General features: G+C 69.2%; 15 protein-coding genes (1 of these 15 cut by a window edge). 9 read left to right on the forward strand and 6 right to left on the reverse strand.

Annotated features, from left to right (window positions below; all coding sequences use genetic code 11):
* From M2352_RS18965 to M2352_RS18985, 5 genes are all read right to left on the reverse strand, one after another.
* A protein-coding gene (locus tag M2352_RS18965; RefSeq protein WP_264666363.1) for a ShlB/FhaC/HecB family hemolysin secretion/activation protein crosses the window boundary here: on the reverse strand, positions 1-1,113 show its 5' portion. 669 nt of this gene lie to the left of the window's left edge; only the first 1,113 of its 1,782 coding nucleotides appear in the window; it begins with the start codon at positions 1,111-1,113; its stop codon lies off the left edge, out of view.
* A gap of 2 nt (positions 1,114-1,115) precedes the next feature.
* Entirely contained in the window at positions 1,116-7,070 is a 5,955-nt protein-coding gene (locus M2352_RS18970) for a beta strand repeat-containing protein (RefSeq protein WP_264666064.1), read from the reverse strand.
* Between the two features lie 462 nt (positions 7,071-7,532).
* Positions 7,533-8,735, reverse strand: a complete 1,203-nt coding sequence (locus M2352_RS18975) for an aspartate transaminase (protein ID WP_264666065.1) — start codon at positions 8,733-8,735, stop codon at positions 7,533-7,535.
* A 171-nt stretch (positions 8,736-8,906) separates the two neighbouring features.
* Positions 8,907-10,205, reverse strand: coding sequence for a pentapeptide repeat-containing protein (locus M2352_RS18980; protein ID WP_264666066.1), 1,299 nt, complete (start codon positions 10,203-10,205; stop codon positions 8,907-8,909).
* A 109-nt stretch (positions 10,206-10,314) separates the two neighbouring features.
* On the reverse strand, positions 10,315-12,474 hold the full coding sequence (locus tag M2352_RS18985) for a hybrid sensor histidine kinase/response regulator (RefSeq protein WP_264666067.1): 2,160 nt from the start codon (positions 12,472-12,474) through the stop codon (positions 10,315-10,317).
* A gap of 327 nt (positions 12,475-12,801) precedes the next feature.
* Here M2352_RS18985 and M2352_RS18990 point away from each other — a divergent pair, with 327 nt between their 5' ends.
* Positions 12,802-13,581, forward strand: coding sequence for a 4'-phosphopantetheinyl transferase family protein (locus M2352_RS18990; protein ID WP_264666068.1), 780 nt, complete (start codon positions 12,802-12,804; stop codon positions 13,579-13,581).
* Between the two features lie 20 nt (positions 13,582-13,601).
* On the opposite strand, the gene M2352_RS18995 is transcribed toward M2352_RS18990, so the two are convergent.
* The gene (locus M2352_RS18995) at positions 13,602-14,168 is read right to left on the reverse strand and encodes a GNAT family N-acetyltransferase (RefSeq protein WP_264666069.1); all 567 of its coding nucleotides are present in this window, start codon (positions 14,166-14,168) and stop codon (positions 13,602-13,604) included.
* On the opposite strand from M2352_RS18995, the gene M2352_RS19000 reads away from it, so the two are divergent.
* From M2352_RS19000 to M2352_RS19035, 8 genes are all read left to right on the forward strand, one after another.
* On the forward strand, positions 14,156-14,788 hold the full coding sequence (locus M2352_RS19000) for a nicotinate-nicotinamide nucleotide adenylyltransferase (protein WP_264666070.1): 633 nt from the start codon (positions 14,156-14,158) through the stop codon (positions 14,786-14,788). The genes M2352_RS18995 and M2352_RS19000 overlap by 13 nt on opposite strands.
* A gap of 517 nt (positions 14,789-15,305) precedes the next feature.
* Positions 15,306-16,844, forward strand: a complete 1,539-nt coding sequence (locus M2352_RS19005; protein WP_264666071.1) for a S8 family serine peptidase — start codon at positions 15,306-15,308, stop codon at positions 16,842-16,844.
* A gap of 118 nt (positions 16,845-16,962) precedes the next feature.
* A complete protein-coding gene (locus tag M2352_RS19010; RefSeq protein WP_264666072.1) occupies positions 16,963-18,270 on the forward strand; it encodes a hypothetical protein in 1,308 nt (435 codons plus the stop codon).
* 189 nt (positions 18,271-18,459) lie between these two features.
* The gene (locus M2352_RS19015) at positions 18,460-19,557 is read left to right on the forward strand and encodes an aminoglycoside phosphotransferase family protein (protein WP_264666073.1); all 1,098 of its coding nucleotides are present in this window, start codon (positions 18,460-18,462) and stop codon (positions 19,555-19,557) included.
* A 29-nt stretch (positions 19,558-19,586) separates the two neighbouring features.
* The gene (locus M2352_RS19020; RefSeq protein ID WP_264666074.1) at positions 19,587-20,591 is read left to right on the forward strand and encodes a T3SS effector HopA1 family protein; all 1,005 of its coding nucleotides are present in this window, start codon (positions 19,587-19,589) and stop codon (positions 20,589-20,591) included.
* Entirely contained in the window at positions 20,588-22,117 is a 1,530-nt protein-coding gene (locus M2352_RS19025; protein ID WP_264666075.1) for a lanthionine synthetase LanC family protein, read from the forward strand. The genes M2352_RS19020 and M2352_RS19025 overlap by 4 nt, the downstream gene beginning before the upstream one ends.
* The gene (locus M2352_RS19030; protein WP_264666076.1) at positions 22,114-23,046 is read left to right on the forward strand and encodes an aldo-keto reductase family protein; all 933 of its coding nucleotides are present in this window, start codon (positions 22,114-22,116) and stop codon (positions 23,044-23,046) included. Before M2352_RS19025 ends, M2352_RS19030 begins: the two co-directional genes overlap by 4 nt.
* A 52-nt stretch (positions 23,047-23,098) precedes the next feature.
* Entirely contained in the window at positions 23,099-25,117 is a 2,019-nt protein-coding gene (locus M2352_RS19035; RefSeq protein ID WP_264666077.1) for a RiPP maturation radical SAM C-methyltransferase, read from the forward strand.
* Positions 25,118-25,128: the final 11 nt, after the last annotated feature.

Consider the following 25,128-nt stretch of genomic DNA (forward strand, 5'->3'; position numbering starts at 1 on the left):
CTCCAGGTCGTTGTTCGAGCGCTTCCAATCGAAACCGGCGGTCACCTCGTGGGTGATCTTTTCCACCGCCGGCAGCGGCACGCCGTACCGCGCCGACGCCTGGGCCGACCGTCCGATCTGGTGGAAATTGCTGTCGATTTCCGGCACCGATTCCGAATAGCTGCCGAACAGCGTCAGCGTGTGCCGCCACGGCAACGGAATGAAATAGCTGCCGGAATGGCTGGCCGAGCGCGGCTTCTCCGAGGGATTGTTCCAAAACCCCGGGCTGGCGGTGAACTGGTAGGAAAGCTGGTGGTCCAGCCCCAGGGCGTTGCCCCAGTTGAACCCCAGAAAGCTGCGGCCCCGCTCGGTGCTCTCGGTCCCGGTGTTTTCGTAACCGGCGAAGGCACGGAACGGCAGCCGGTCCTGGACCCGCAGCGCGATGTCGCTGCGCCCCGGCTCCTGCGCGCGCTCATAGACCAGATCCACCCGCCGGAACGGGTTCTGGTTCAGCCAGTTGACATCCTCCAGCAGGCGGCTGCCGATGATGCGGCTGCCGGGGGTCGTGCGGACCTGCGGCAGCAGCAGGCTTTCGGAAAACCACTCCGCCCCTTCGGTGCGCACGGTGCCGGCACGGAATTCCAGCGCCAGGATCTGCACCGACCCGTTGGAAATGTCCTGTTCGGGAATCACCACATCGACCAGCGGATGGTCGCTGTCACGGAACTGGATCACCGTCAGCCGGCTGATCTCGTTCAGCATGTCCAGCGTCACGGGCCGCCCGAGAAACGCGGCCAGACGGCTGCGGAAATCCGGTGTGTCCAGCACGTCCACACGGGCGCTGTCGATGCCCTGGCCCGATATTCCGCCGGGGCGGAGCTGGCCGGCGGACGACAGGAACACCAGCCCCTTCAGCGCCGGCATCAGCACCTGCCCGCCCCCCGGCGTCGGCGCCGGGACCGCCGGCGCCGTCAGTCCCTGGACCGGCGGGTTGGCCGGCGGGGTCTTTGGCGCGATCCGCTCGAAATCCTGGGCTGCGGCGGGGACGGCAACGGCCAGCACGGCCCCGAACAGAACGGAACCGCCCAAGGTCCGCCGGCAACGGGTCTTGGGCGAGCGGCACGGCCGCAGCATCGTCACGACCCGCCCCCCTGCGGTTCCCGGCGCCCGGCCGGACCGGCGGCGCTTGTGCTCTGCTGCCTGTCTTCCACCAGGGACACGTTCGGCGTTTCTTCGGCCTTGAACGTGTTGAAGCTGGACGCCGAGGCCAGGGCCGCGGTGCTCCCCTCCCCTTTGGCGGAGACCGAACCACCCCCGGCTGGCGCCGGGGCCCCCGCGGCGGACGGTCCCGGCACAGACGCGGACGCGGCGGCCTGGCTGGCCGATTGGCTGTAGACCACGTTGAATCCTCCGGCACTGACCGATGCCTCGACCCGTGTGCCGGCCGGAAGCGCCGCGGCGGCCTGTCCAGGCGCCGCCGAAGCGGAGACCTGCACGGTGACGATACCGTTTCCAGAAGCCGCCGCCGACACGGCGGGCATCACCTGGCCTGTCAGTCCGGCGGTCACGGGTGTGGCCGCCGTGCTCGCCGGTATGGCCGCCGATGACGTGGAGGACGCCGATGTGGACGCGCTCACCGCGGTCTGCGGAACCGATGCGATGGGCAAGGACACGGCGTTGGTGCTGGATGCAACGGAAACCGTGCCCCCGATCACCGGCGGCGACAGCACGGTCACCGGTGGCGGCGGTGAGACCGGCGGGGATGGCGGTGGGGATGGCGGTGGGGACACGGGTGGTGAGACCGGCGGCGACGGTGGTGGGGACACGGGTGGTGAGACCGGCGGCGACAGTGGTGGGGACACGGGCGGTGAGACCGGCGGCGACGGTGGTGGGGACACGGGTGGTGAGACCGGCGGCGACGGTGGTGGGGACACGGGTGGTGAGACCGGCGGCGACGGTGGTGGGGACACGGGTGGTGAGACCGGCGGCGACGGTGGTGGGGACACGGGTGGTGAGACCGGCGGCGACGGTGGTGGGGACACGGGTGGTGAGACCGGCGGCGGCGGTGGTGGGGACACGGGTGGTGAGACCGGCGGCGGCGGTGGAGGCGGTAGCGGCGAAGCATTCGCATACAGGATGCGGTTGCCGGTTTCCGTCACCGACGAGGGGTCATAGGTGGTGTAGGTCTTGCTGTAGAGCGCCGTGCCCGTGCTCAGGCTGCCCAGCGTGGTGGTGGTGCTGTCGGACGAATAGATCAGGAAACGGCCGGTGCCGGGCGAAATCGCACCGGCGCCGGTGTTGTTGGTGAAAACGCCGTTGTCGGCTGCCAGAACCACCGCATCCCCCGCCCCCGATGCGGTCAGCGTGCCGTTCAGAATCACATCGCTGCCGGCGGTGGGGCCACGGTTCAACACCGACAGGGTGCCGGCAGTGATGTCGCGCAGGGTGATGGCCCCCGACGTGGCGTAGGTCTTGCCCAGACCGGTGGACAGCAGCATCGACAGGGTGCCGGAACCCAGGTTGATCGACGCGCCTGATGCCATGGTGATGGCCGCGGCCCCGGCATCGCGCTGGGCGTCCACCACCCCGTTCGCCAGGGTTTCGTTCGCGGTCAGCGTCAGATCCCCATCGGTGATGGTGATGCCGGCGTTGAGCAGGATGGAGCGGCCCGCCTGCAAGGTCAGAGCCCCGATGTTGGCCCCCGTCTTGCTGGCGGAAATGGCGTTGTTGACCGTGATGTCGTTGCTGGCCTGCAACGTGATGGATGTGCCGGCGCTGAGCGTGTTGTTCAGATACGCCGTCGAGAGGGTCATGTCCCCGTTGCCAAGCCCGAACGGAATCAGCGCGTTGTCGAACGCGCTGCTGTAGACCGTGCCCTTGGTGGTGGAATAGGCGATGAAGCCGTTTCCGTTTGCGCCGGCCTCGGTGACAGTGAAGCTGGTGGACGCCTCTGTGCCGATGATGCTGTTGGCCGCGGACACCACCCCTGTGATGCCGCCGGTGGCGCTGCCCCACGTCACGGCACCCGCGTCGGTGATGGTGGTCCCGCCCGAAACATAATCCCATCCCCGGCTGGTGATGACATAGTTGCCATCCCTCAGAATCACCAGGCCCTGCTGTCTCACCTGATCGTTGGCCCTGGAGCCGATCAGGCTGTTGGCCGCCGATAGGGTTCCGATGGTGGGGGCAACGCTGCCGTCGAACCACGTCACCGCGCCCAGCTTGGTGCTGGTGCCATTGCCCCAATCCCGGCTCAGCACCACATAGTTGCCGTTGGGCAGCGCCGTGATGCCGCCGGAACCGAGCTTATCGTTGTTATGGGCGCCGATGACGCTGTTGGCGGTGGTGATCGCGGTGGGAAAGGTGCCGGCGGTGCTGAACCACGTCACGGCCCCGGCATCGGTGATGGTGATCGCGCCCGACACATAATCCCATCCCGTGGTGGTGAAGACATAGTTGCCGTTGCCCAGATCCACCGGCGTGGAGTTACCCACCTGGTCGCTGCCACGGGTGCCGACCAGGCTGTTGCCGCTGTTCAGCTCGCCACTGAAGCCGGTGGTGCCGTTGCCCCAGGTGATCGCTCCGGCGTTCGCAATGGTGCCGTTGTCCCAGCTGGGACTGAGGATGAGATAATTGCCGTCGGACAGCGCGGTGATGCCCTTGCTGCCGACGGCATCGTTTGTGGTTGAACCGATCACGCTGTTGCTGGACGTGATCGCCCCGACGGCCGATCGCGCCGTTCCGCTCATCCACGTCACGGCTCCGGCGCCGCTCTTGCTCACGTTCTTCCAAAGGCTGGAGCGGACCACGAAGTTGCCGTTGGTGAGTTCGGTGATCCCGAGGTTGCCGACCTGATCGTTGCTCGAGGAGCCGACCAAGCTGTTGCTGCCGTCAAGCGTCCCGATGGTGGTTCCACCGGCACCATCACCCCAGGTCACGGCCCCCGCGTTCGCGACGGTTCCATTGTCCCACCCGCTGCTGATGACGACGAAGTTGCCGCTTGCGAGCGGGGTGATTCTTGCGGAGGTGGTGGTGTTGCCGCCGACGGCATCGCCGGTGCGCGTGCCCACCAGACTGTTGGCCGCGCTCACCAGCCCGGTGGTGCCGGTGGTGCCGTTGCCCCAGGTCACCGCGCCGACATCGGTGGTGCTGGCATTGATCCGCCAATATCCCGTGCGGGTGACGTAATTGCCGTTGGTCAAGGCAATCAGAGAGCCGCCCACCTTGTCGCCGGTGGAGGTTCCCATCAGGCTGTTGGTGGAATCGACGACCCCGGTGCGTCCGGCGGTGCCGCTGCCCCAGGTGACGACGCCGACGTCGCTCACCGTCACCGCCGTGTCCAGCCGGTCGGCAACCGTGCTGGACACCACCCAGTTGTCGTTGGTCAGGCGAAGGAAACCACCGCTCCCAAGCTGGTCGCCCGGCAGGGCGCCGATCACGCTGTTGGCGCTGCCGACCACCGCCCCGGTGGCGCCGTTTGCCGTCGATCCGTCGCGCCATGTGACGGCACCGGCGTTTGCCACCGTGCCGTTCTTCCAATATGGGCTGATGACCACGTAATTGCCGTTGCCCAGCGCGTTGACCCCGCTGACATTGGGCGTGGTATTGGGGTTGCCCAGGCCGACGGTATCGTCGTTGGACGCACCGATCAGGCTGTTGGCGGCCGACACCGTGCCGGTGATGCCGGTGGTGCCGTTGCCCCACGTCACCGCGCCCAGCATGGTCAGCGTCCCATTGCCCCAATTGGGGGATGCGATCACGAAATGGCCGTTGCTCAGCTTGGTGATGCCGCCGCTGCCGACCCGGCTGTTGGCGGCGGTGCCGATCAGGCTGTTGCTGGCGGAAATCGTGCCCGTCAGGCCGGTGGCCCCGTCCATCCACGTCACCGCCCCGGCGGCACCCTCCGTCCCATTGGTCCATGAGGGGGAGGCGAAGACGACATTCCCGCTGTCCAGTTCCACCGGGTTGGTGGAGCCGACCTGATCCCCGGCGTGGCTTCCCACCACGCTGTTGGCTGCGGAAATGGCCCCGCTGACGCCGGTGGTGCCGTTGCCCCAGGTCACCGCTCCGGCGTTGATCTGGGTGCCGTTCGCCCAGTTCGACGTGGTGACGACATAATTGCCGTTGCTCAGCACCAGCGGGTTGAAGCTTCCGACCGCATCGGATACCGCCGTCCCGACCAGGCTGTTGGCCACCGAAACCACGCCGGCAACGCCGCTGGTGGCACTGCCCCAGGTCACCGCCCCGGCATCCACCACCGTGCCGTTGTCCCACGTCGAACTGCGCAGCACGTAATTGCCGTTGGACAGGATCGTGGGGTAGGCAAGACCCACCTGATCCGCCGCCCTGGAGCCGGTCAGGGTGGAGATCAGCGCCCCGGTGGCGCCGTTGAACAGATACACCGCCCCCGCTTGCGCGCCCCCCGCCGTGTCGTTGCTGTTCGATACCACCACGTTGCCGTTGGGCAGCACGACGACCGAGGTGATGCCGGTGCCGGGGTTGGGATTGGCCAGGGCAAAGCTGGGGTACGACCCCGTATCGCTGATCGTGATGTTCTTGGGATCGAGCAGCAGCGTGTCCGCCGTCACCGCCCCGGCAAAGGCCAGCGCGTCCTTGGACGACACCTCCACGAAGCCGTCGCCGCCGCGGGCGAAGATCAGGCCGGCGAACTCCGTCCGCTCCTGCGACCATACGATCACCCGGCCGGCCGCCACCAGCCCGTCCGCCGTCAGGGTGGTGGCCGGGGTCAGGATCGACTGCCGCGCCTTGGGCACATCGCCCTGCCCCTGGTAATCGCCACCCACCCGGATGGTGCCGCCCACCGTCCGGCCCGAGGCGTCCACCGACGCCCCCACCAGCCGCACCGTGTCGGTGCCGAACACATCCGCCGTGCCGCCGGCACCGCCGGTCCCGGTCACATCCACCTGTCCCGACAGGAACACCGACCCGCCCGCCGCCACGGTGACCGCGCCGCCGCCATGGGAGCCCTTGGCCGAGGTGCGCGCCGCGGTGGTGTCCATGGCGTTGCCGGAAGCGGTCAGCGCCACCCGCCCGCCGCGCCCGGCGGTGCCGTCGGCGCTGACGCGCCCCTGGTTGATGACGGTCTTGGCCTGCACCGCCACCGTGCCGCCGGTGGTGCCGCTGGCCGACAGGGTGCCGGTGTGCATGGCCATGCCGTCGGGGGCCGACACCGACACCGCCCCGCCGCCGCCGTCGGCGTTGGTGGCGGTGACCGTGCCCGACGTGACCACGTGCCCGCCGGCCCCGTTGCCGCCGGTGGCCGACAGCCACACCCGGCCCCCGCGGTTCTCCGCGCCCGTGGCCCGCACCACCCCGCCGTTGTTGCCGGCCAAGGCATAGACGTTGCCGCCCGCGGCCTTCAATTCCGCCTGCGCCGATTCAATCAGGCCGGAGGTTTCCACCGACCCGGCGCTGGAGCCGGCACGGACATAGACCCGTTCGCCGCCGCCTTTTTCCCCGTCGCCTTTTTCCTTGAGCAGCACCTCGGACCCGGACGCCAGGACCGCGGACCCCTTGGGCGCGCGGATCTCGCCCCTGTTCACCACCTCGCGCGCGATCAGGGCAACGTCGCCACCGGTGGACGAGATCTTGCCCAGATTGACCACCGACGCCTTGGAATCGCCGGCGAAGCCTGTGTCGCCGCCGGCCATGAACCGGTCGTCGGGAACATTGAGCGTCGTGGCGACGAAGCTGCCGCCGGTGGCGACCACCCCCGACTCGCCGATCACCACACCGTGGGGATTGACCACATAGACCGACCCCGTGGCCTTCAGCGTGCCCATGATCTGCGACGGGTCACCGCCGGTCACCCGGTTCAACGTCGCCCCGGAACCGTTGTTGAACTGGACGGTGTTGCCGGAACCGATGCTGAAGCCCTGCCAATTGACCACGCCGCGGGCCGACGATTGGGTGACGGTCATCTCCGTCCCGGACTGGGCGATCCCCCCCTGCCCGGCCACAAAGTTCCCTCCGTGCGGCAAAGTCTGGGCCGGCAGCGGACCGCAGATGAACAGCAAGCTCGTCAGGCTGCTCGTGCTCAACACCGCTTTCGACAGACTCTTCCACACCATGGGCACCCTCGGGGGATAATTCTATTACCCTATTTGAGATAGATAATAATCACTTCGATAGTGGAACGGAGCCGGTTCCGCCCCCCAGAATGGTGATGGCTGAGCTTACGCTCATGCAACGCCTCCCCCCTAGGCTGGACGCAATGGGCGGCGCGGACGGCACGCCCCCCCCAAACAGACCCCCGGCAACCGCGCGCCGAAAGACAATCGTATGATAACTCCTGTTTCTTAAGAAACAGAATATCCGACAAATTCAGTGCGGTTCGGGGGGATGGAGACGAAGCTCCCGGCACGGCCGGCAGACGCAAAAAGGGCGGGTGCCGAAGACCGGCACCCGCCCCCTTTCTTTTCTACCGACCCGTCAAGGCATTGACGTGCCGTCTTGCGGTCAAACGCCCTGCCGGCTCTTCCGCGCCCCTAGGGGTGCGGAGCCGGCAAACGCTTGCACCGCGTCTGCCGGTGTCACTTCAGATTGGCGCACGCACGCTGAATGCGGCGGCAGGCTTCTTCCAGCGCTTCGGTGCTGGTGGCGTAGGAGATGCGGAAGTGCGGGGCGAGGCCGAAGGCCGACCCCTGCACCACGGCCACACCTTCGGATTCCAGCAGGTAGGTCACGAAATCCTCGTCGGTTTCGATGACCTTGCCGTCCGGCGTGGTCTTGCCGATGGTGCCGGCGCACGACGGATAGACGTAGAAGGCGCCTTCGGGCTTGGGGCAGTTCAGGCCGGTGGCCTGATTGAGCATCGACACCACCAGATCGCGGCGGGCGCGGAAAGCCTCGGCGCGTTCGGTGATGAAGTCCTGCGGGCCGTTCAGGGCCTCGACCGCTGCCGCCTGGCTGATGGAGGTGGGGTTCGAGGTGGACTGGCTCTGGATGATGCCGATGGCCTTGATCAGCTCCTTCGGGCCGCCGGCATAGCCGATGCGCCAGCCGGTCATCGCATAGGCCTTGGACACGCCGTTCACGGTCAAGGTGCGGTTGAACAGCGCGGGTTCCACCTGGGCCGGGGTGCAGAAGTCGATGCCGTCGTAGAGCAGGTGCTCGTACATGTCATCGCTCATCACCCAGACGTGCGGGTACTTCAGCAGCACGTCGGTCAGCGCCTTCATCTCGGCGCGCGTGTAGGCGGCGCCCGAGGGGTTGGACGGCGAGTTCAGGATCAGCCACTTGGTCTTGGGCGTGATGGCCTTTTCCAGCGCATCGGCGGTCAGCTTGAAGCCGGTTTCCGCCGGGCACTTGACGAAGACGGGGGTGCCTTCGGCCAGTTCCACCATGTCGGGGTACGACACCCAGTACGGGGCGGGGATGATCACCTCGTCGCCCGCGTTCAGGGTCGCCATCAGGGCGTTGTACAGCACCTGCTTGCCGCCCACGCCGACGGTGATCTGGTCGGGGGTGTACGTCAGGCCGTTTTCCCGCGCGAACTTGGCGCAGATGGCCTTCTTCAACGCAGGGGTGCCGTCCACGGCGGTGTACTTGGTGTCACCGGCCTCGATGGCCTTGACCGCGGCGGCTTTGATGTTCTCGGGGGTGTCGAAGTCCGGCTCGCCGGCGCCGAGGCCGATCACGTCGCGGCCAGCCGCCTGCAATTCGCGGGCTTTCTGGGTCACGGCGATGGTCGGCGACGGTTTGATGCGCGACAGGCGGGAGGCGAGGATCGACATGGCGTGGGCTGCCTCTGAAAACGATGGAGGTGGTTGGAAAAAGCCGGTCGTCATGTGATGAAACGGCACTGGACCTTACGGCAGCCCCACGGGCGGTGCAAGCCGCCGTCCTGCCCGAAAATCAAATAACTGCCCGCGGTGCGGCGCAGAGGTCACGGGCGGCGGCGCACGTTACAGTTTCAGCCCCGCCACCCCTTCCAGGTTCACCCCGTCCATCAGGGCGCGGCGTTCGACCCGCGCACCGAACAGGCGGGCGTGGGACAGATCGGCCTTGCCCAGATCGCAGCCGGTCAGGTTGGCGAACGACAGGTCGGCACCGGTCAGGTTGGCGCTGCGCAGGCAGGCGCCGCGGAAATCGGCGTAGCGCAGCCGGGCACCGGACAGGTTGGCGGGCATCCGCCGGTCCTCGTCGAACACCAGCGAGCGCAGGTTGGCGTTGCGCAGATCGGCGTTGTTGAGCTTGGCCCCCTTGAGGTTGACGCCGCGCAGGTCGGCGCTGGTCAGCTTGACGGAGCGCAGGTCGGCCTGTTCCATCACCGCGGCCTGAAGCTGCACCCCCGACAGATCCAGGCCATAGAGCGTCACGCCCTCGGCCCGCAGCATGGTCAGGCAGGCGTGGGCCAGCGACGGGCCGCCGCGCAGGTCGAAACCGCCGAGATCCAGGGCAGCCCCCTGGGCACCGCCGGTGCCGACCCACAGGATGTGATCGCGCAGCAGCTCCTCCAGCGGGCGGCCCAGCTCGTCCACGGTGCGCCCGACCGGCTTGTCGGTCATGGCGTCTTCCATGTCGGCGTTGTCAAAGTTGGTCATGGTCAGGGCGGCCCCGGTCAGCACCGCGCCGCGCAGGCACGCCCCGGACAGATCGGCGCCCGACAGGTCCGCCCCCTCCAGGATCGAGCCGGAGAAGTTGGCGCCGCGCATGGTGGCCCGCACCAGCTTGCACCCCCGCATCACGGCGTCGGTGAAATCGGTGTGCACGGCCATGGCGCCCGACAGCCGGGCGTTGGTCAGGTCGGCCCCCGACAGATCGGCACCCGACGCCTCCGCCGGCATCGGCCCGTCGATCTGGATCAGGTGCAGGTTGCCGGCACGGTCCTTTTCCGCCAGCGAGCCGTCGCGCAGGTCGGCTTCGAACAGGTTGGCGCCGATCAGGATCGCCCCGCGCAGGCACGCCCCGCGCAGGTCGGTCTTGATCAGGCTGGCGTTTTCCAGATTGGTCTGGCGCAGGTCGGCCGCGAAGAGGGAGGCGCAGTCCAGCCGCGCGCCTGCCAGATTGGCGCCGCGCAGGCTGGCCCCGGTCAGGTCGGCGTGAGCCAGATCGCGGCCCGCCAGCGACAGCCCCGACAGGTCGGAAAAGGCCAGGATCGCCCGCGCGCCTCCCACCCGTGCGTTGCGGAACATCTCGTGCCGCCGGACCATCACGTCCAGTTGCGGCTGGTCCAGGCGGGTCAGGGGACGCTGGTGCGGCATGGGCACGGACGCTCCGCAAAAGACGCGCTGAGGCAGACGGATACGCAGTCGATCATTGCCATATGGCGACGCCTACCCTGTTTGGGAAGTCATGAGCGCCGCCCATGCGTCATATGGTGGCGGTGACGGCGTGCTGCCGCGGGGATGCGGGGTCGGGGGCGCCGATGGCCGCCAGCGCGTCCTTCAGCAGCGATGGGGTGAAGGGCTTGTGCAGCAGCCGGCATCCGGTGGCCACCGCTTCGCGGATGCGTTCGGGGGCGGTGTCGCCGGTCAGGATCACCCCCGGCACCGGGTGGCCGGCGATGTCCCCCACCGCCCGCACGATGTCCACCCCCGTCAAGGCACCGGGCAGGCGGAAGTCGGTGACGATGACCTCGGGCATACCGCCGGACAGGCGCACAGCGGCCAGGGCCGCTTCGCCGTCCGCGGCGGCGGTGACGGTGTGGCCCCAGGTTTCCAGCAAAAGCTGGATGGCCGCGCGCTGCATGGGATCGTCCTCGACGACCAGGATGCGGCGGTTGTCCGGGGCGGCGGCGCCGCCGCCCTTCACCGTGGCGGCGGTGGCGGCGGAATCCGCGGCGGCGATGGGCACGACGATGGAAAAGACGGAGCCATGGCCGGGGCGCGAGCGCACCTCCACCGTATGGCCCAGCAGCGCCGCCTTGCGCCGCACCTTCGACAGGCCCAGGCCCAGGCCGCGGCGGCGGTCGCGTTCGGGGTTGTTCAACTGCACGAAATCTTCGAAGATGGCGTCGAGCTGGTCGGCGGGGATGCCGGCACCGGTGTCCCACACCTCGATCCGCAGCCATTGGCCGCGGTGACGGCAGCCGATCAGGATGCCGCCGCCGGAGGTAAAGGCGATGGCGTTGCCCAGCAGATGGTGCAGTATCCGCCCCAGCATGGCGGGATCGGTGCGCACCACCGCCCGCGACGGCACCAGCCGCACCTCCAGCCCCTTGGCGGCGGCGGCCTCACGGAACTCGCCCACCGCATCGTTCAGCACCGGGGCGATGGGCACGGCGGCGATGACCGGGCGCACCACGCCGGCATCCAGCGTCGCCACCTCCAGCAGGGAATGCAGCAGCTTTTCGCCGCTCTCCAGCGCCTCCCCCATCTTCTGGGCGATGGATTGGGAGCCGGCGTCCTTCAGCCGTCCGCCCAGCAGGTGGTGGAACAGGCGCAACGCCTGGAACGGCTGGCGCAGATCGTGGTTGGCCGCGGCGAGGAAACGTCCCTTGGCGGCGTTGGCCCGTTCGGCATCGGACAGCGCCTCGGCCAGTTTCTGGTTGGCGGCGCTGAGGTCGGCGGTGCGCTCGTCCACCCGCTGCTCCAGCCGGGCCTTGGCCTCGGCCAGCGCCTTCACCGCGGTCTCCTCCCGCCGCAGGCTCCCCCAGGCCAGGACGCCCAGGGCCAGCAGGGCCGCAAGGCTGGCCCCGGCCACCACGGCCGCCCGCTCCACCCGCGACCACCAGGGCGCCAGAACGTGGGTGCGCGGCTCGGCCACCACCGCCACCACCGGCAGGGCGCCGCCGGGCGGCGCGCTCATGCGCCGCCACGCCATCACATACGACTGCCCGCCCAGCCAGCCGGTGCCGCTGCCCACGGCCCCGCCGCCGTCGAACAGGCCGGGAATGGGATCGCCCGCCCCGAAGACCGGCGACCCATCGATGCGGAACAGGCCCGCGATGCGGCGCCCGCCGTCGTCCAGCACCCGCAGGACCGCGCTGAGGGAGGCCGAGGGCTGGGTGACGAACACCGCCCCTTCCTTTTCACCGCTGCGTCCGGCGATACGGCGGCCGATGGCGACCACGGGCCCCCCGTGCACATCGCCCGGCGCCATCAGGATACCGGTGCCGCCGTCCGCCGCCGCCATGGCCCGCAGGGCCGACGCGGAGGGAATGTGGAAGTCGATGGCCGGCCCGAACAGATCCCGCCCGCTCCCATCCATCACCGACACGGTGCCGACGGGGGCGGACAGCAGTTCGGGCAGCCCGTCGCCGGCCACCGCCGCCATGCCGCCGCCGTCCAGCGCCGCCGACACCCGGTCCAGCCGTTCCAGGCTGCGGATCAGGGCGCTGCGGCTGTGGGTTTCCAGCAGTTCGGCCGATTGGCGAAGGTTGCTCTCCGCCCGCTCCAGCGTATCGGTGTAGTCCAGGGCGGTGACCACACCCCAGGCCACCCCGCCCACGGCACCCATCGCCAGAACCAGACCGGCCAGAGCGGCACGGGTATCGACCTTGGAAAGAAAACGCGAAAGAGGAAGACGCATCACGAAAGTGAACCCGCCACGATACAGGGGTAATGGAAAAGACAGCGCATGGCGTCACCGGGATAGTGTCTTCACCGACAACCGACAAGGCCAAAGCGCCGTTCCCGCCGGCCTCTACCCCCATTGCGCGGGATCGGGCCAATCATGCGATTCGCTTAACCTTGCTATCGAAGCGGATACTAGCATGGGGAACGAAGCCGGTGCGATTGTACTTCGCGACTATGACCTTTCGCCAGGCGCTCCCCCCATTCAGGGAGTTTCCCTCTCCCCCGCCGCCGCGAAACGCCCCATACTTCCCCCGCCCGCAACAGTCCCCGTGCCCAGCCGATGCTTCGATCTCCCCTTCCCGATGACCATGTTGCGGTGTGGTGGCTGCCGGTGGAAGACGCCGGGGCCGATTGGGCCCGGCTGGAGCGCGGGCTGAGCGGTGCGGAACGGGAACGGGCCGCCCGGTTCCGGTTCGAGGCGGACCGCCGCGCCTTCATCGCCGCCCACGCGCTGGTGCGGGTGATGCTGTCGGCGTGTGACGGGACCGTGCCGCCGGGAGCATGGCGCTTCACGGCCACCGCGCACGGGCGCCCGGAAATCGCGGCGGACATGGCGGCGGATCGGGCCGGGCGTGCGCCGCTGCGGTTCAACCTGTCCCACACGCGGCGGCTGGTGGCGGCGGCGGTGTGCCGGGGCCATGACGTGGGGATCGATACCGAGGACACCGCCCGCGGCACCCTGACCATGGATCTGGCCGCCCATTTCTTCGCGCCGGCAGAGGTGGCACAGGCCCAAGCCCTTCCCGGCGGCATCCGGCGCGACGCGCTGTATGGATTCTGGACCTGCAAGGAAGCCTATATCAAGGCGGTGGGGCTGGGGCTGTCGCTGCCCCTGGACTCCTTTGCCTTCACCCTGGACCCGCGGACCCTGGCGCCGCTGTCCATCGGCTTTGCACCGGGGGGCGGGGACGACCCCGGCGGCTGGCTGTTCCGCCGCCTGCTTCCCATGCCCGATCACCCGCTGGCGCTGGCCCTGCGCCATCCCCGGCCGGAACGGGTGACGGTCGCCGCCGCCGCGCTGACGGCGGCGGCGGTGGCGGATCGGCTGGACGGCGGATGACGGCCCCGGCCGAGGCGGAGCTACAGGGGCAACCGCTCGACGGTGGGTTCGTTCAGCTCGCGCGGCAGGACCGACAGAAGCACCGCATCCTTGCGCACCCCGCCCAGCAGCAGGCGGCGGCGCAGCACGCCCTCGCGCACGGCGCCCAGCTTTTCCGCGACCCGCAGGCTGGCGGGATTGTCCACGGCCACCAGGACCTCCACCCGCTGAAGACCCAGGTTGGCAAAGGCGAAGCGGGCGGCCAGAACCGCGCCCGCGGTGGCGGCACCGCGCCCGGCCCAGCGCGAATCGACCCAATAGGTCAGGTTCCCCACCCGGTGCGGCCAGTCCAGCCGGTTGATGCCGCAGCACCCGGCAAAGCCGCGCGACGGGGTGTGTTCGATCACGAAGCTGTATTCGCCGCCCTGCGCCCACGCCGGCCCGCGGGACATGACCCAGGCGGCGCTTTCGTTGAGACCATAGGCCGGCGTGGCCCACGACAGGCCGGCGGCAAGCTGGGGACGGGACGCGGCGACGGCGGCGGCGTGGGCGGCGATGTCTTCCGCCGCGAAAGGCCGTATGGTGAAATCCGGTGATGGCTGCTGCATGGCACGCTCCCCGCTTTCCGGTTGAGGCCGATACCCACAAGGCTCCGATGATGACGGCAGAGGCAAGGGTTGCGCTTCTGGGGGGAAGTTTCAACCCTCCCCATCTGGGACACCGGCGGCTGTGCGCCGCGGTTCTGGCGTCCCCCGGCATCGCCGCGGTGTGGCTGGTGCCCGTGGCCCGGCATCCCGGCGGCAAGCCGCTGGCCCCCTTCGCCGATCGGATGGCCATGTGCCGGATGCTGGCGGCGCCGCTGGGGCAACGGGTGGAGGTCTGCCCCCTGGAAGCCGAACTGGAAGGGCGCCTGGGGGGGCCGGTCAAGACCCATGCCCTGGTCCACGCCCTGGCCGTCCGCCATCCCGATGTCCGGTTCACCCTTGTCATGGGGGAGGATGTGGCCCGTCACGCCCCCCGCTGGCCCGGCTGGGCGGACATCGAACGGCTGGCCCCACCGCTGGTGCTGCCGCGCTTCGAGTCGGAAGCCGGCGGGGAATGGTCCAGCACCGAAGCCCGCCGCCGCCTGGCCACCGGGGCGGCAACCGCCGGGCTGCTGCCCGCCGAGATCGCCGCGTATCTGGCCCGGCGGCGGCTGTATGGGGAGCCGCCCGCCCCCGGGGCGTGATTTTGCCAGCACTTTCATGAAGCGCGACAATCCGCCACAGTGAATGCTGGCGGAGCTTTGCAAAGACATGCCCTTTCGTCTCACCCCACAGCATCTTTCCCCCGAAAAGAGAATTTTTCGTTTCTCTTCGCCATGATCAGCGGAAGCATGGCCATTTTTTCCCGCATAAACGGGTATAATTGATGGATACCGCATCAATTCGGCATCCCGTCCCCTGCAATATCGCCGGTTGATATGGCCATCAATGTTATCTAACAACAAAAAACACGTATGAATGACGGAAATTATTGTCCGCCACACATAGACGGCACAACAATTGATAACATTTGCAAAACAAAATCACTTTTCTTGAAGCAAAGAATCCTGCCATCTTCCGAACGCGCTCAGTGACGTAACGCAACATGCCTAAATTAGAGCGCTAATTGTTGCATGTTACTTGTGTTTCATTTGTGAAACATAACGATTTATCATTCATAAGTATGCGCGTGACGGCTGCTCTATACATGGGGTGTGAGTCATGACCCGATACATCGTTGCGAACAAATTGGCCGGCGGAGTCGAGCGCAAGGCACGGCGTGCCAGCGGCGACCATGCGGAAACGCTGCTGACCGCCAATTTCGACGTCATCAAGGACAACAAACCGGATTCGGAGCTGGCCCGCCGGGTCTACAGCATCGAAGGGGCATCGGCGGACATCTCGCGCATAACCAGCGAGCTGGGCGACGATATGCTGGTCGAACCGGAATACCTGCGCCATCCCACGCGCGGCCGCCCGCCGATCATCGACGGGCTGATCCGCGCCCAGGGGCTGGTTCCGGTCCAGGCCGGCATCGGCAGCACCTTCACCATCACCCTGCGCGGCGGAAATCAGGCGGTGGCGGGGGCCAAGGCGCTGCTGGTGCTGAATTCCCTGACCGGGCGTGTGCCCGGCACCCGGCAGGAGAAGATCTCGGACGCCGACGGCGTTCTCAGCTACCACTACGACCCGACGCAGTTCGTGCCGGTGATGATCGTGGTCGAGCCGGCGTCCAGCTATTGGAGCGTGCTTCAGGCGTTCCCCACCAACGGCTCGGTGCTGGAACTGGCGCCGCTGCCCAAGACCGGCCCGCTGGGCTGGTGGCACCATCTGGTGGGCATCACCAACGCCAACACCGCCCGCGGACGCTCCATCCGCATCGGCATCGCCGACACCGGGCTGGGCGCCAACCCGTACCTGAACCACATCACGCCGCTGGGTGCCGCGGTGGACGGAACCTACGACCCCGATCCCGCCGCCACCCAGGATCAGGACGGCCACGGAACCCATGTGGCCGGCATCGTCGGGGCCATCCCCGCCGAAGGGTCAGGCGATTACGAAGGCATCGCACCGGGGGCCGACATCGGTGCCATCCGTGTCTTCGGCGCCGGCGGCACCGCGACCCAGGGCGATATCGCGCTGGGCATCGACATCCTGGCCAGCAGCTTCAACGCCGACCTCATCAACCTCAGCCTCGGCGGCTCGCAGCCGTCGGCCATCGAGCGCGATGCCCTGACCGCGGCGCTGGAAGCCGGCACCCTGCCGCTGGCGTCCGCCGGCAACACCAACGGCGCCCCGGTCTATTACCCCGCCGCCTATCCCGAAGCGGCGGCGGTGAACGCGCTGGGCGCGCCGGGCACATCGCCGGCCGGCACGCTGGCCGCATCCTGCACCCCCAGCCAGCCGGTCTATTTCGGATACGGCGGCGCGTTCGCCGCCAATTTCGACGCCATCGGCTATGAGGTGGGGCTGTCCGGCCCCGGTGTGGGCATCATCTCCACCGTGCCGTCACGCCCCGAGGTGCCGGCCCCCTATGCCGACATGAGCGGCACGTCCATGGCCTGCCCGGCAGCGACGGCGGCCCTGGCGACCATCCTCTCCGCCGACACCTATTACACCGGACTGCCCCGTGGGCCGGAACGGGCGGCGCGCGCCGCCCAGGTGCTGTCCGCCACCCTGCGGCCCCTTGGCATCACCCGCTTCCTGGCCGGTGCCGGTCTGGTCACGGGCTATTCCCCCCCGCTCCCGCCCCCGGCCTGAGCACCCGCCTGTGAAGACGGCCGGCACGGGCCGGCCACCCCGCCCCGGCGGCGCCGGGGTCAGGTTTTCATCCCAGCACATCCGATTGAACAGAACCGTTTTAATGGAGGCATATAGAATGTTTTCCTATCCCACGCTCCCCATTACCGTTCTTCCCGCCAGCCTTCCCCAGCCCCAGCCGCTCCAGACCTACGCGGTCCCGCCCTACACGATCATGCCGACCGTGACGCTCCCGACGCAAACCTTCGCGACGGGGGGAGTGCCACGCACCGGTCTGGCGCCGGCCCCGCAGACCGCCGAGGTGCAGAGCATCACCCCGGCCAGCGTGACCGTCACCGTGTCGGGCAGCGGCACCGGGACCGGCAGCATCACCGTCAGCGCCACCAACACCGGCGGCGTCACCACCTCGGCCGGGGCTTCGATCACGGTATCCGCCTCGGCCACCGCCGACACCGCGGCGCACGCCCAGGGGCTGACCGGCGGGACGTTCCCGACCATCGCCACCCTGCCGACCCTGCCGACCCTGCCGACCCTGCCAACCCAGCCCACCATCACCCTTCCCACCATCACCCTGCCCCGGACGCCGATCACCCCGGCGACCCCGATCACGCCGATCACCCACACGCCGATCACGCCCGTGACGCCGATCTCTCCGGTCACGCCGATTACCCCGGTGACGTCGCTGGCCACCACCCCGCCGCAGGCCCAGGCCGCCGGTGCCGCGCCGCAGACCATCACGGTCACCGTCACCCCGGTCACCCCGGCCCCGACCATCACCGTGACCCCGGTGTCGCCGGTCACCCCGCCGACCCCCGCCACGATCACGGTCACGGCCACCGCCACCCAGACCGCCTCGCCGCAGGGAGCGGCGGCGCAGGGGCTGACCACCGTCCCGACGGTGCCGACCCTGCCGACCATCAGCGGCTATCCGACCATCCCCCCGGTGTCGCTGCCCACCCTGACCACGGTCCACACCTATCCCACCGTGCCCCCGGTGACGCTGACGGCCGGCGGTGCGGCGCCCCAGGCCCTGCCCACCATCAGCGGCTACCCGACCATCCCCCCGGTGTCGCTGCCCACCCTGACCACCCAGTACACCTATCCCACCCTGACCACGGTCCACACCTACCCGACCATCCCGCCGGTCACGCTGACGGCCCCGGCGCCCCAGGCCCTGCCGACCATCAGCGGCTACCCGACCATCCCGCCGGTGTCGCTGCCCACCCTGACCACCCAGTACACCCATCCCACCCTGACCACGGTCCACACCTACCCGACCGTCCCGCCGGTCACGCTGACGGGCCCGGCGCCCCAGGGGGCCAGCGGTGCGGCGCCGCAGGCCACGTGGACCCCGGTGTCCGGCTCGGTCTCGGTGACCGTCTCCGGGACCGGCTCGGCCACCGTCGGCCCGTCGATCAGCTTCTAAGATCACGGGTTCCCCCCGCGCGCCCACCGGCCGCCCCGTTCATCGGGACGGCCGGCCCGGGCACCTTCGGGCAGGAGGCACCGCCGCCTGACGGCTGTGGTGCCTCCTGCCCGGCTCTTTGTGTCTCTGGATGGCCCGTCCGGCCGGCGCGCCGTCCGCCCGTCTCTTGAGGGAAGGAAGCCACGCGGAATGTTCCTGACCGTGTCCAACATCGCGCATGTCCTGATGGAACGCGGCATCCTGGAGGCCGGGGCCATCGTGGACGGCGGTTTCGCCGTGACCGAGGCCGGGCGCCGGTGCCGCAACTACAAGGTCACCTGCGGCTCCCGTCCCGGCCTGTTCATCAAGCAGGTCACCGGCAACTCCGCCGAACACACGGCGACGCTGCTGCGGGAAACCGCGTTCTATCAACTGGTGGCCACCCGCCCGCTGCTGGAACCGCTGAAGCGCATTTCGCCCGACTACGTGGATTTCGACGGCACCCGCAACGCGCTGGTCCTGGGCCTGCTGCCGCAGGCGGAGAACCTGAACGAGCTGCATTTCCGCCTGCGCCGTTTTCCGGCGGAGGTGGGGGAGCTTCTGGGCCGCGGTCTCGGCGCCTATCACGCACAGGCGGCGAACGCGCTGCTGGAACCGGCGGCGGCCCAGCTCTTTCCCCGGCAGCCGCCGTGGATCTTCACCCTGGATCCCGCCACCCTGGCGCCGCTGCCCCAATTCCCATCCCATATCGCCCAGCCGATGCTGGAGATGCTGGGCCGGCGCCCCGATCTGGTGGCGCAGCTTCTGTCCCTGCGGCCGGAGTATGAATTCAACGCCCTGATCCACGGCGACATGAAATGGGACAATTTCGTCGTCTATCCCGCCGGCCCCAACGGTGAATACGATTTCAAGGTCATCGACTGGGAACTGGTGGATCTGGGGGATGCGGCGTGGGACATCGCCTGCATCTTCGCCTCCTACATCATCTATGTGATGCTGATCCCGCCCCAGGCGGGGCCCGCCGCCCAGGACGGGCGCCAGGACCGCACCATGGCCGACGCCGGCCCGTCGCTGCGGCGCTTCTGGCAGGTCTATACCGAAAGCCGCGGCTTCAGCGGCGGTGCGGCCCAGGTCTTCTTGACCCGCTGCCTGCGCCAGACCGGGGCGCGGCTGGTGGTGGCGGTGTTCGAGGCGCTGTTCAACCGCTCGCCCCTGACCGCCCAGTCGGACGCGCTGATGGAAAGCGCGCGGGCGTTTCTGTGGAACCCGCATCAGGCCGCCGCCGACATCCTCGGCCTTTCCCCGTGACCGCGCCCCTGCCGGACGGAACCCCTCCCATGACCGAAAACGCTCCCCAAACGCTGGAAGCCGAACTGACGGCGATCCTCGACGCGCTGGAGATCGTCGCCCCCGACGCCTTCCGCTTCGCCGGCGGCCCGGTGCACCACCTGCCCCAGCCGGGGGCGATGGCCGGCGCCCTGCTGGGCACGCTCTACACCAACTGCTACGCCCACCGCTTTCCCGGCCCGCCGCCCCGGTCCCCCTATGCCCCCGACCCGCTGCACCCGCACAAGCTGGACGCCGCCAACGGCAACCGCGATCATTGGGACGGCGGCTGGCGGGTCTATGCCGCCGATCCCGACGGCACGCTGAGCGTCGTCAAGGGCGAATGCCAGCGCCGAGTGCGCGCGGGCGAGTATCTGTCCACGAACGGGCGGGGCAGCGTGCCCCAGCCGGGGGAGCAGGTGCTGCTGTGGCTGACCCGCGGGTCGCACACCATCCAGACCGCGTTCCAGTTCATGTACGGCGAGGCGCCCACCGACATGTGGGACGAATTCGCCCTGACCCGCGTCTATTTCAACATCACCCCCACCGGCGTGATCCCGCTGGTGCGCGCCATCACCGCGGCGCTGAACGCCTATCAGGTGCCGTACCGGATGAAGGCGCTGACCGACGCCACCCACTACACCCGGTCGGATTCCATGGTGCTGTACATGGCGCGGCGCCACGCGGAATTCGTCGCCCGCATCATCGCCGGGCTGGACCGCGAGGCCACCGCCGGCCTGGCCGACCCCACGCCGCTGTTCACCTGCCGCTTCCTGCCCGGGGTCGGCTTTGCCGAAGACCCCGGCAACGGCGACAGCTTCGGGCTTCACCGCTGCCGGCTGATCGCCGACGCGGTGCTGGCCGCCCACGCCGCCGGCCAGACCGCCACCGCCCAGAAGCTGGCGGCGGTCAAGGCCCGGTTCGCCACCGCCGGCATCAGCCTGGACCACCCCTGGGTGTCCCCCGGACGCACCGACATCTACAGCGCCTTCGATGCGGAAAGGCTTGCTCCATGACTGCGACGACGACTGTAACCCCGCCCCCGCCGGACGGCGAGGCCGCCGTCTTTCTGGAGGTGGCCGCCGCCATCGGCCGCCGGCTGGCCATGACCGCGGTGTGGAACGGCGACCGGTGCAACTGGCTCGGCTGGGCCTACCACGCCGAGGGCGAGCGGATCACCCCCGTGTACCGCGCCATGGGGCCGGCGCTGGGTGACGGCACCGCCGGCATCGGTCTGTTCCTGGCCGAGCTGTGGCGGGCGACCGGCGACCCGCTGGTGCGGCAGGCGGCCCGCGGCGCCCTGGCCCACGCCGCCCGCCATCTGGATGATGGGGGGGGAGCCGTTGCGGATGGCCTTTACACCGGCCGTTCCGCCGCCGCCATCGCCTTCACCCTGGCCGCCCGCGCCCTGGGGGACGAGCAGTGGGACGAGGCCGCCCGCCTCGCCCTGTCCGGCCTGAGCAACACCGTGACCAAACCGCAGCCGCCCGACCTGTACGGCGGACGGGCGGGGGCGGCGCTGGCGCTGCTGGATGCCGCCGCGGCGGCGAACGACACGGCGCTGCGCACGGCGGCGTTCGCGCATGGCCGCCAGTTGGTGGAAAGCGCCCGCCGCGGCCCCCACGGGGCGTCGTGGGCCACCGCCCCGGACCAGCCCCATCCCGATCTCGTGGGTGGCCCCCACGGGGCGGGCGGCATCGCGGTGGCGCTGCTGGAACTGCACGCCGCCGGGGGGGACGAAGCCTTCCGCGACACGGCCCTGAGCGCGCTGGCGTATGAGACGGCGCATTTCGATCCCCACTGGCGGCTGTGGCCCGACCTGCGGCTGGACGCCGGCCCGGCGAACCTGCTGGCGGCCAACCCGGCCCGCTATCCCGTGGCCTGGGTTCACGGGGCGGTGGGGGTGGGTCTGGTGCGCCTGCGCCTGCGCACGCTGCTGCCGGAGCGGGCGGAAACCGACGCCGAGATCCGCGACGCGGTGAACGCCGCCCTCGCCACGCTGGTGCCCCCGGCCCTTCCCGCCATCAGCTTCGCCCAGGCCAGCGGCGCCGCCGGCAACGCCGCGTTCGTGCTGCAGGCCGCGGCGGCGCTGGGGCAGCCGGAATGGCGGGACTACGCCCTCTACGCCGCCCGTCACGGGGTGCAGGCCCACGCCGCCCCGCGGGTGCCCTGGCCCTGCGGCGGCCCGCCCAACGGCGAGACGCCCAATCTGCTGTTCGGTCTGGCCGGCATCGGACGGTTCTATCTGGAACTGGCCGATCCCGAACGGGTGCGCAGCCTGCTGACCTTCACCCCCCGCCCCCAGCCGGCGGACCTGCCGGTGCCGGTGGCGCCGCCCCCGGCCCCCGAGCCGCCCGAGCCCGAACCGCCCGCGCCGGAGCCGCTCCCCTCCCCTCCGGTGGAAACGGAAAAAGCGGCGGAAACGCCCAAGGAGCACGGGGCCACACCCCGGAAACCCACGGCCCGGCCCCGCAAGCCCCGCGGCACCCGGACCAGAAAGACCACCCCCGGCACGAGCGACAAGGACGACACGACGAAATGACGGCCCCGACGACCACTCCCGCCACGCCCCGCGCGGCCATTGCCCGGATGAAGCCCGCGACCCTGCCGCTGGGCGGCCTGCGCCCGGCCCGGCGGCAGAGCCTGCCCAAACCCCACGACCGCCTGCCGCTGGGGCTGACCGGCATGACCGTCAGCCCGCTGGCCCTGGGCATCACCACGCCCGACACGGTGCTGGCGGCCTATGACATGGGGATCAACTTCTTCTTTCTGACCTCCGACCTGCACTGGCCGCTGTACCAGGGTCTGCGCGACGGTCTGGCCGAGCTGTTCCGCAGCCGCCCGTCGGCCCGCGACGAGGTGGTGGTGGCGGTGGTGTCCTATCTGGACCAGCCGCTGTTCAACTATCTCCAATTCAACGAGGTGATCGATTCCGTGCCGGGGCTGGAGCGGGTCGATGTGCTGATGGCCGGCGCCGTGCCCAGCGAAGCGAACCTCTATTCCCGCTTCAATTCCCTGCACGGTGCCCGGTCCGCCCGTCATTTCGGCGGGCAGGCGCTGGGGGCATCGTTCCACCACCGGCCCGCGGCGCTGCTCAGCATCAACGCCAACCTGCTGGACGTGCACTTCATCCGCTACAACACGTCCCACCCCGGTGCGGTGACCGACATCTTCCCCTATGCCCGCCCCGACCGCACCGGCCTGATCTTCAACTTCAAGAGCACCATGTCCCAGGTGACGCCGGAGCAGTTCCGGAAGCTGGGATTGGACGGGCGCTCCTGGCTGCCCAAGACCACCGACTATTACCGCTTCGCCCTGACGGTTCCGGGCATGGATGGGGTTCTGTGCTCGCCGCAAAGCCCCGAACAGCTCAACGGCATCGTGGAGGCGCTGAACGCCGGCCCGCTGAGCGCGGAGGAGGAGGCGTACATGCGCTGGCTCTCCTCGTCGGTCAATCCCCAGTACTTCTGAGCATCCGATCCGCCGGACACCCGATCCGCACGGGGGAAGAGAGGACAGGTTCATGAGCGACGCGCCCAAACGCCTGAAGATCGCCTTCGTCTATCCGCCCTATGGCCCGCCCAACCTGGCCAATCTGGGCATCGCCGTGCTGGCCGGCGGGGTGGAGCAGCGCGGCTTCCACACGCGCACCTTCTATTGGAACTACCGCCTGACCCAGGCGCTGGACGTGGCCGACGACACGGTGCGCACCGCCGTCTACAGCCAGCTCACCCAGCGCGAGCTGTTTCCGTGGAACGAATGGGTCTTCATCCGCACCGTCTATCCCGACCGGCTGGAACCCCAGATTCCCCAGGTGCTCAAACGGCTGGAGGAACTGGACCGGCGGGCCAACACCACCGACCCCGCGCTGCTGCCCAGCCGCATCATCCTGGGGCTGGCGGCCAAGGTTCCGGCCCTGCTGGACGAGATGGCGGCGGAACTGGAGCCGTACGACGTCATCGGCATCACCACCACCTTCTTCCAGAACGGGCCGGCGCTGGCGCTGGCCAAGCACGTCAAGGACCGCTGGCCGCACAAGCGGGTGGTGCTGGGCGGGGCCAACTGCGACGGGGACATGGGACCGGCGGTGGCCGAGCATTTTCCCTTCGTCGATTACGTGTTCTCGGGCGAAGCCGACCTGTCCTTCCCCGAATTCGTGGAACGGCTGGAGGCGGGGTCCGACGTGACCGGGCTGCCGGGGCTGATCCACCGCGACGCCGCCGGGCAGGTGGTGTGCGGCCCGCCGTCACAGCCGGTGACGGACATGAACGCCCTGCCCATCCCCGTGTTCGGCGATTTCATCGCCGAGCGGAAGAAATACGGCCTGTACGATCACGATACGCTGGTGCTGCCGCTGGAATCGTCGCGCGGCTGCTGGTGGGGGGCAAAGCACCACTGCATCTTCTGCGGCCTGAACGCCAACGGCATCACTTATCGCCACAAGGACGCCGAACGGTTCCAGGAGGAGGTGCGCCACATCGCCCGCACCTATGACGTCAAATACCTGTTCATGGCCGACAACATCCTGTCCACCCGCTATTACCAGAGCTTCGTCGCGTGGGCGAAGGAGAACGGGCTGAACCTCAACCTGTTCTACGAGATCAAGGCGAACATGAACCGCGCCCAGGTGGCGGCCCTGTCGGATGCCGGCATCACCATGGTGCAGCCGGGGATCGAAAGCCTGTCCACGCCCGTGCTGAAGCTGATGAACAAGGGCATCCGCGGCATCCAGAACATCGCGTTCCTGAAATACGCCCGCGAATACGGCATCGTGCCGGCGTGGAACGTGCTGGCCGGCTTCCCCGGCGAAGACCCGTTCGAATACCAGAAGATGGCCCGCGACGTGGGCAAGCTGACCCATCTCAGCCCGCCCAACGCGGTGATCGACATCGAATTCCACCGCTTCAGCCCGCTCTACCGCGACCCGGAACGGTTCGGCATCCGGCTGGTGCCGCACCACAACTACAGCTTCCTCTATCCCTTCCCGCCGGAGGAGGTGGCCCGCCACGCCTATGTGTTCGAGGTGGCGGGGCGCGGGCCGCACGACCTGTCCTACCTGCGCAAGCTGAGCCAGGAGGTGCAGGACTGGGTGACCGCGTTCCGCAGCGGCAAGACGGTGCTGAGCTGGGAGCGGCAGGGTGACGGGATCCTGGTCCGCGACCGCCGCGATCCCCGCCGCGGGGCCGATTACCGTCTGTCGGGCTTCGCCGCCCAGGTGCTGCGCGCCTGCGACGGCCCCACCCGCATCGACACCCTGCTGGATGCCGGCGGGGATGCGGAAGCGGACGAGGCATCCCCCTATCCCATCGCGCCGGGACGCCGCTGGGCCGGATCGGGGGACACGTTCCGCATCGTGCCGGCCTCCGCCCCGGAAACCCCCATCGCCTTCACCCGCGAGGACTTCGCGCAAGACCCCCGCGGCACCCTGGCCCCGCTGCTCGACGCCGGGCTGCTGTACGAAGAGGACGGGCTGCTGCTGGCCCTGCCCACGCACGTCAGCGCCCGGCCCTTCAATCCGGGGTGGAAGCTGATCGGGATCTGAGGGGCCACCGC

It is taken from the genome of Azospirillum fermentarium (genome assembly GCF_025961205.1).
Lineage (GTDB): Bacteria > Pseudomonadota > Alphaproteobacteria > Azospirillales > Azospirillaceae > Azospirillum > Azospirillum fermentarium.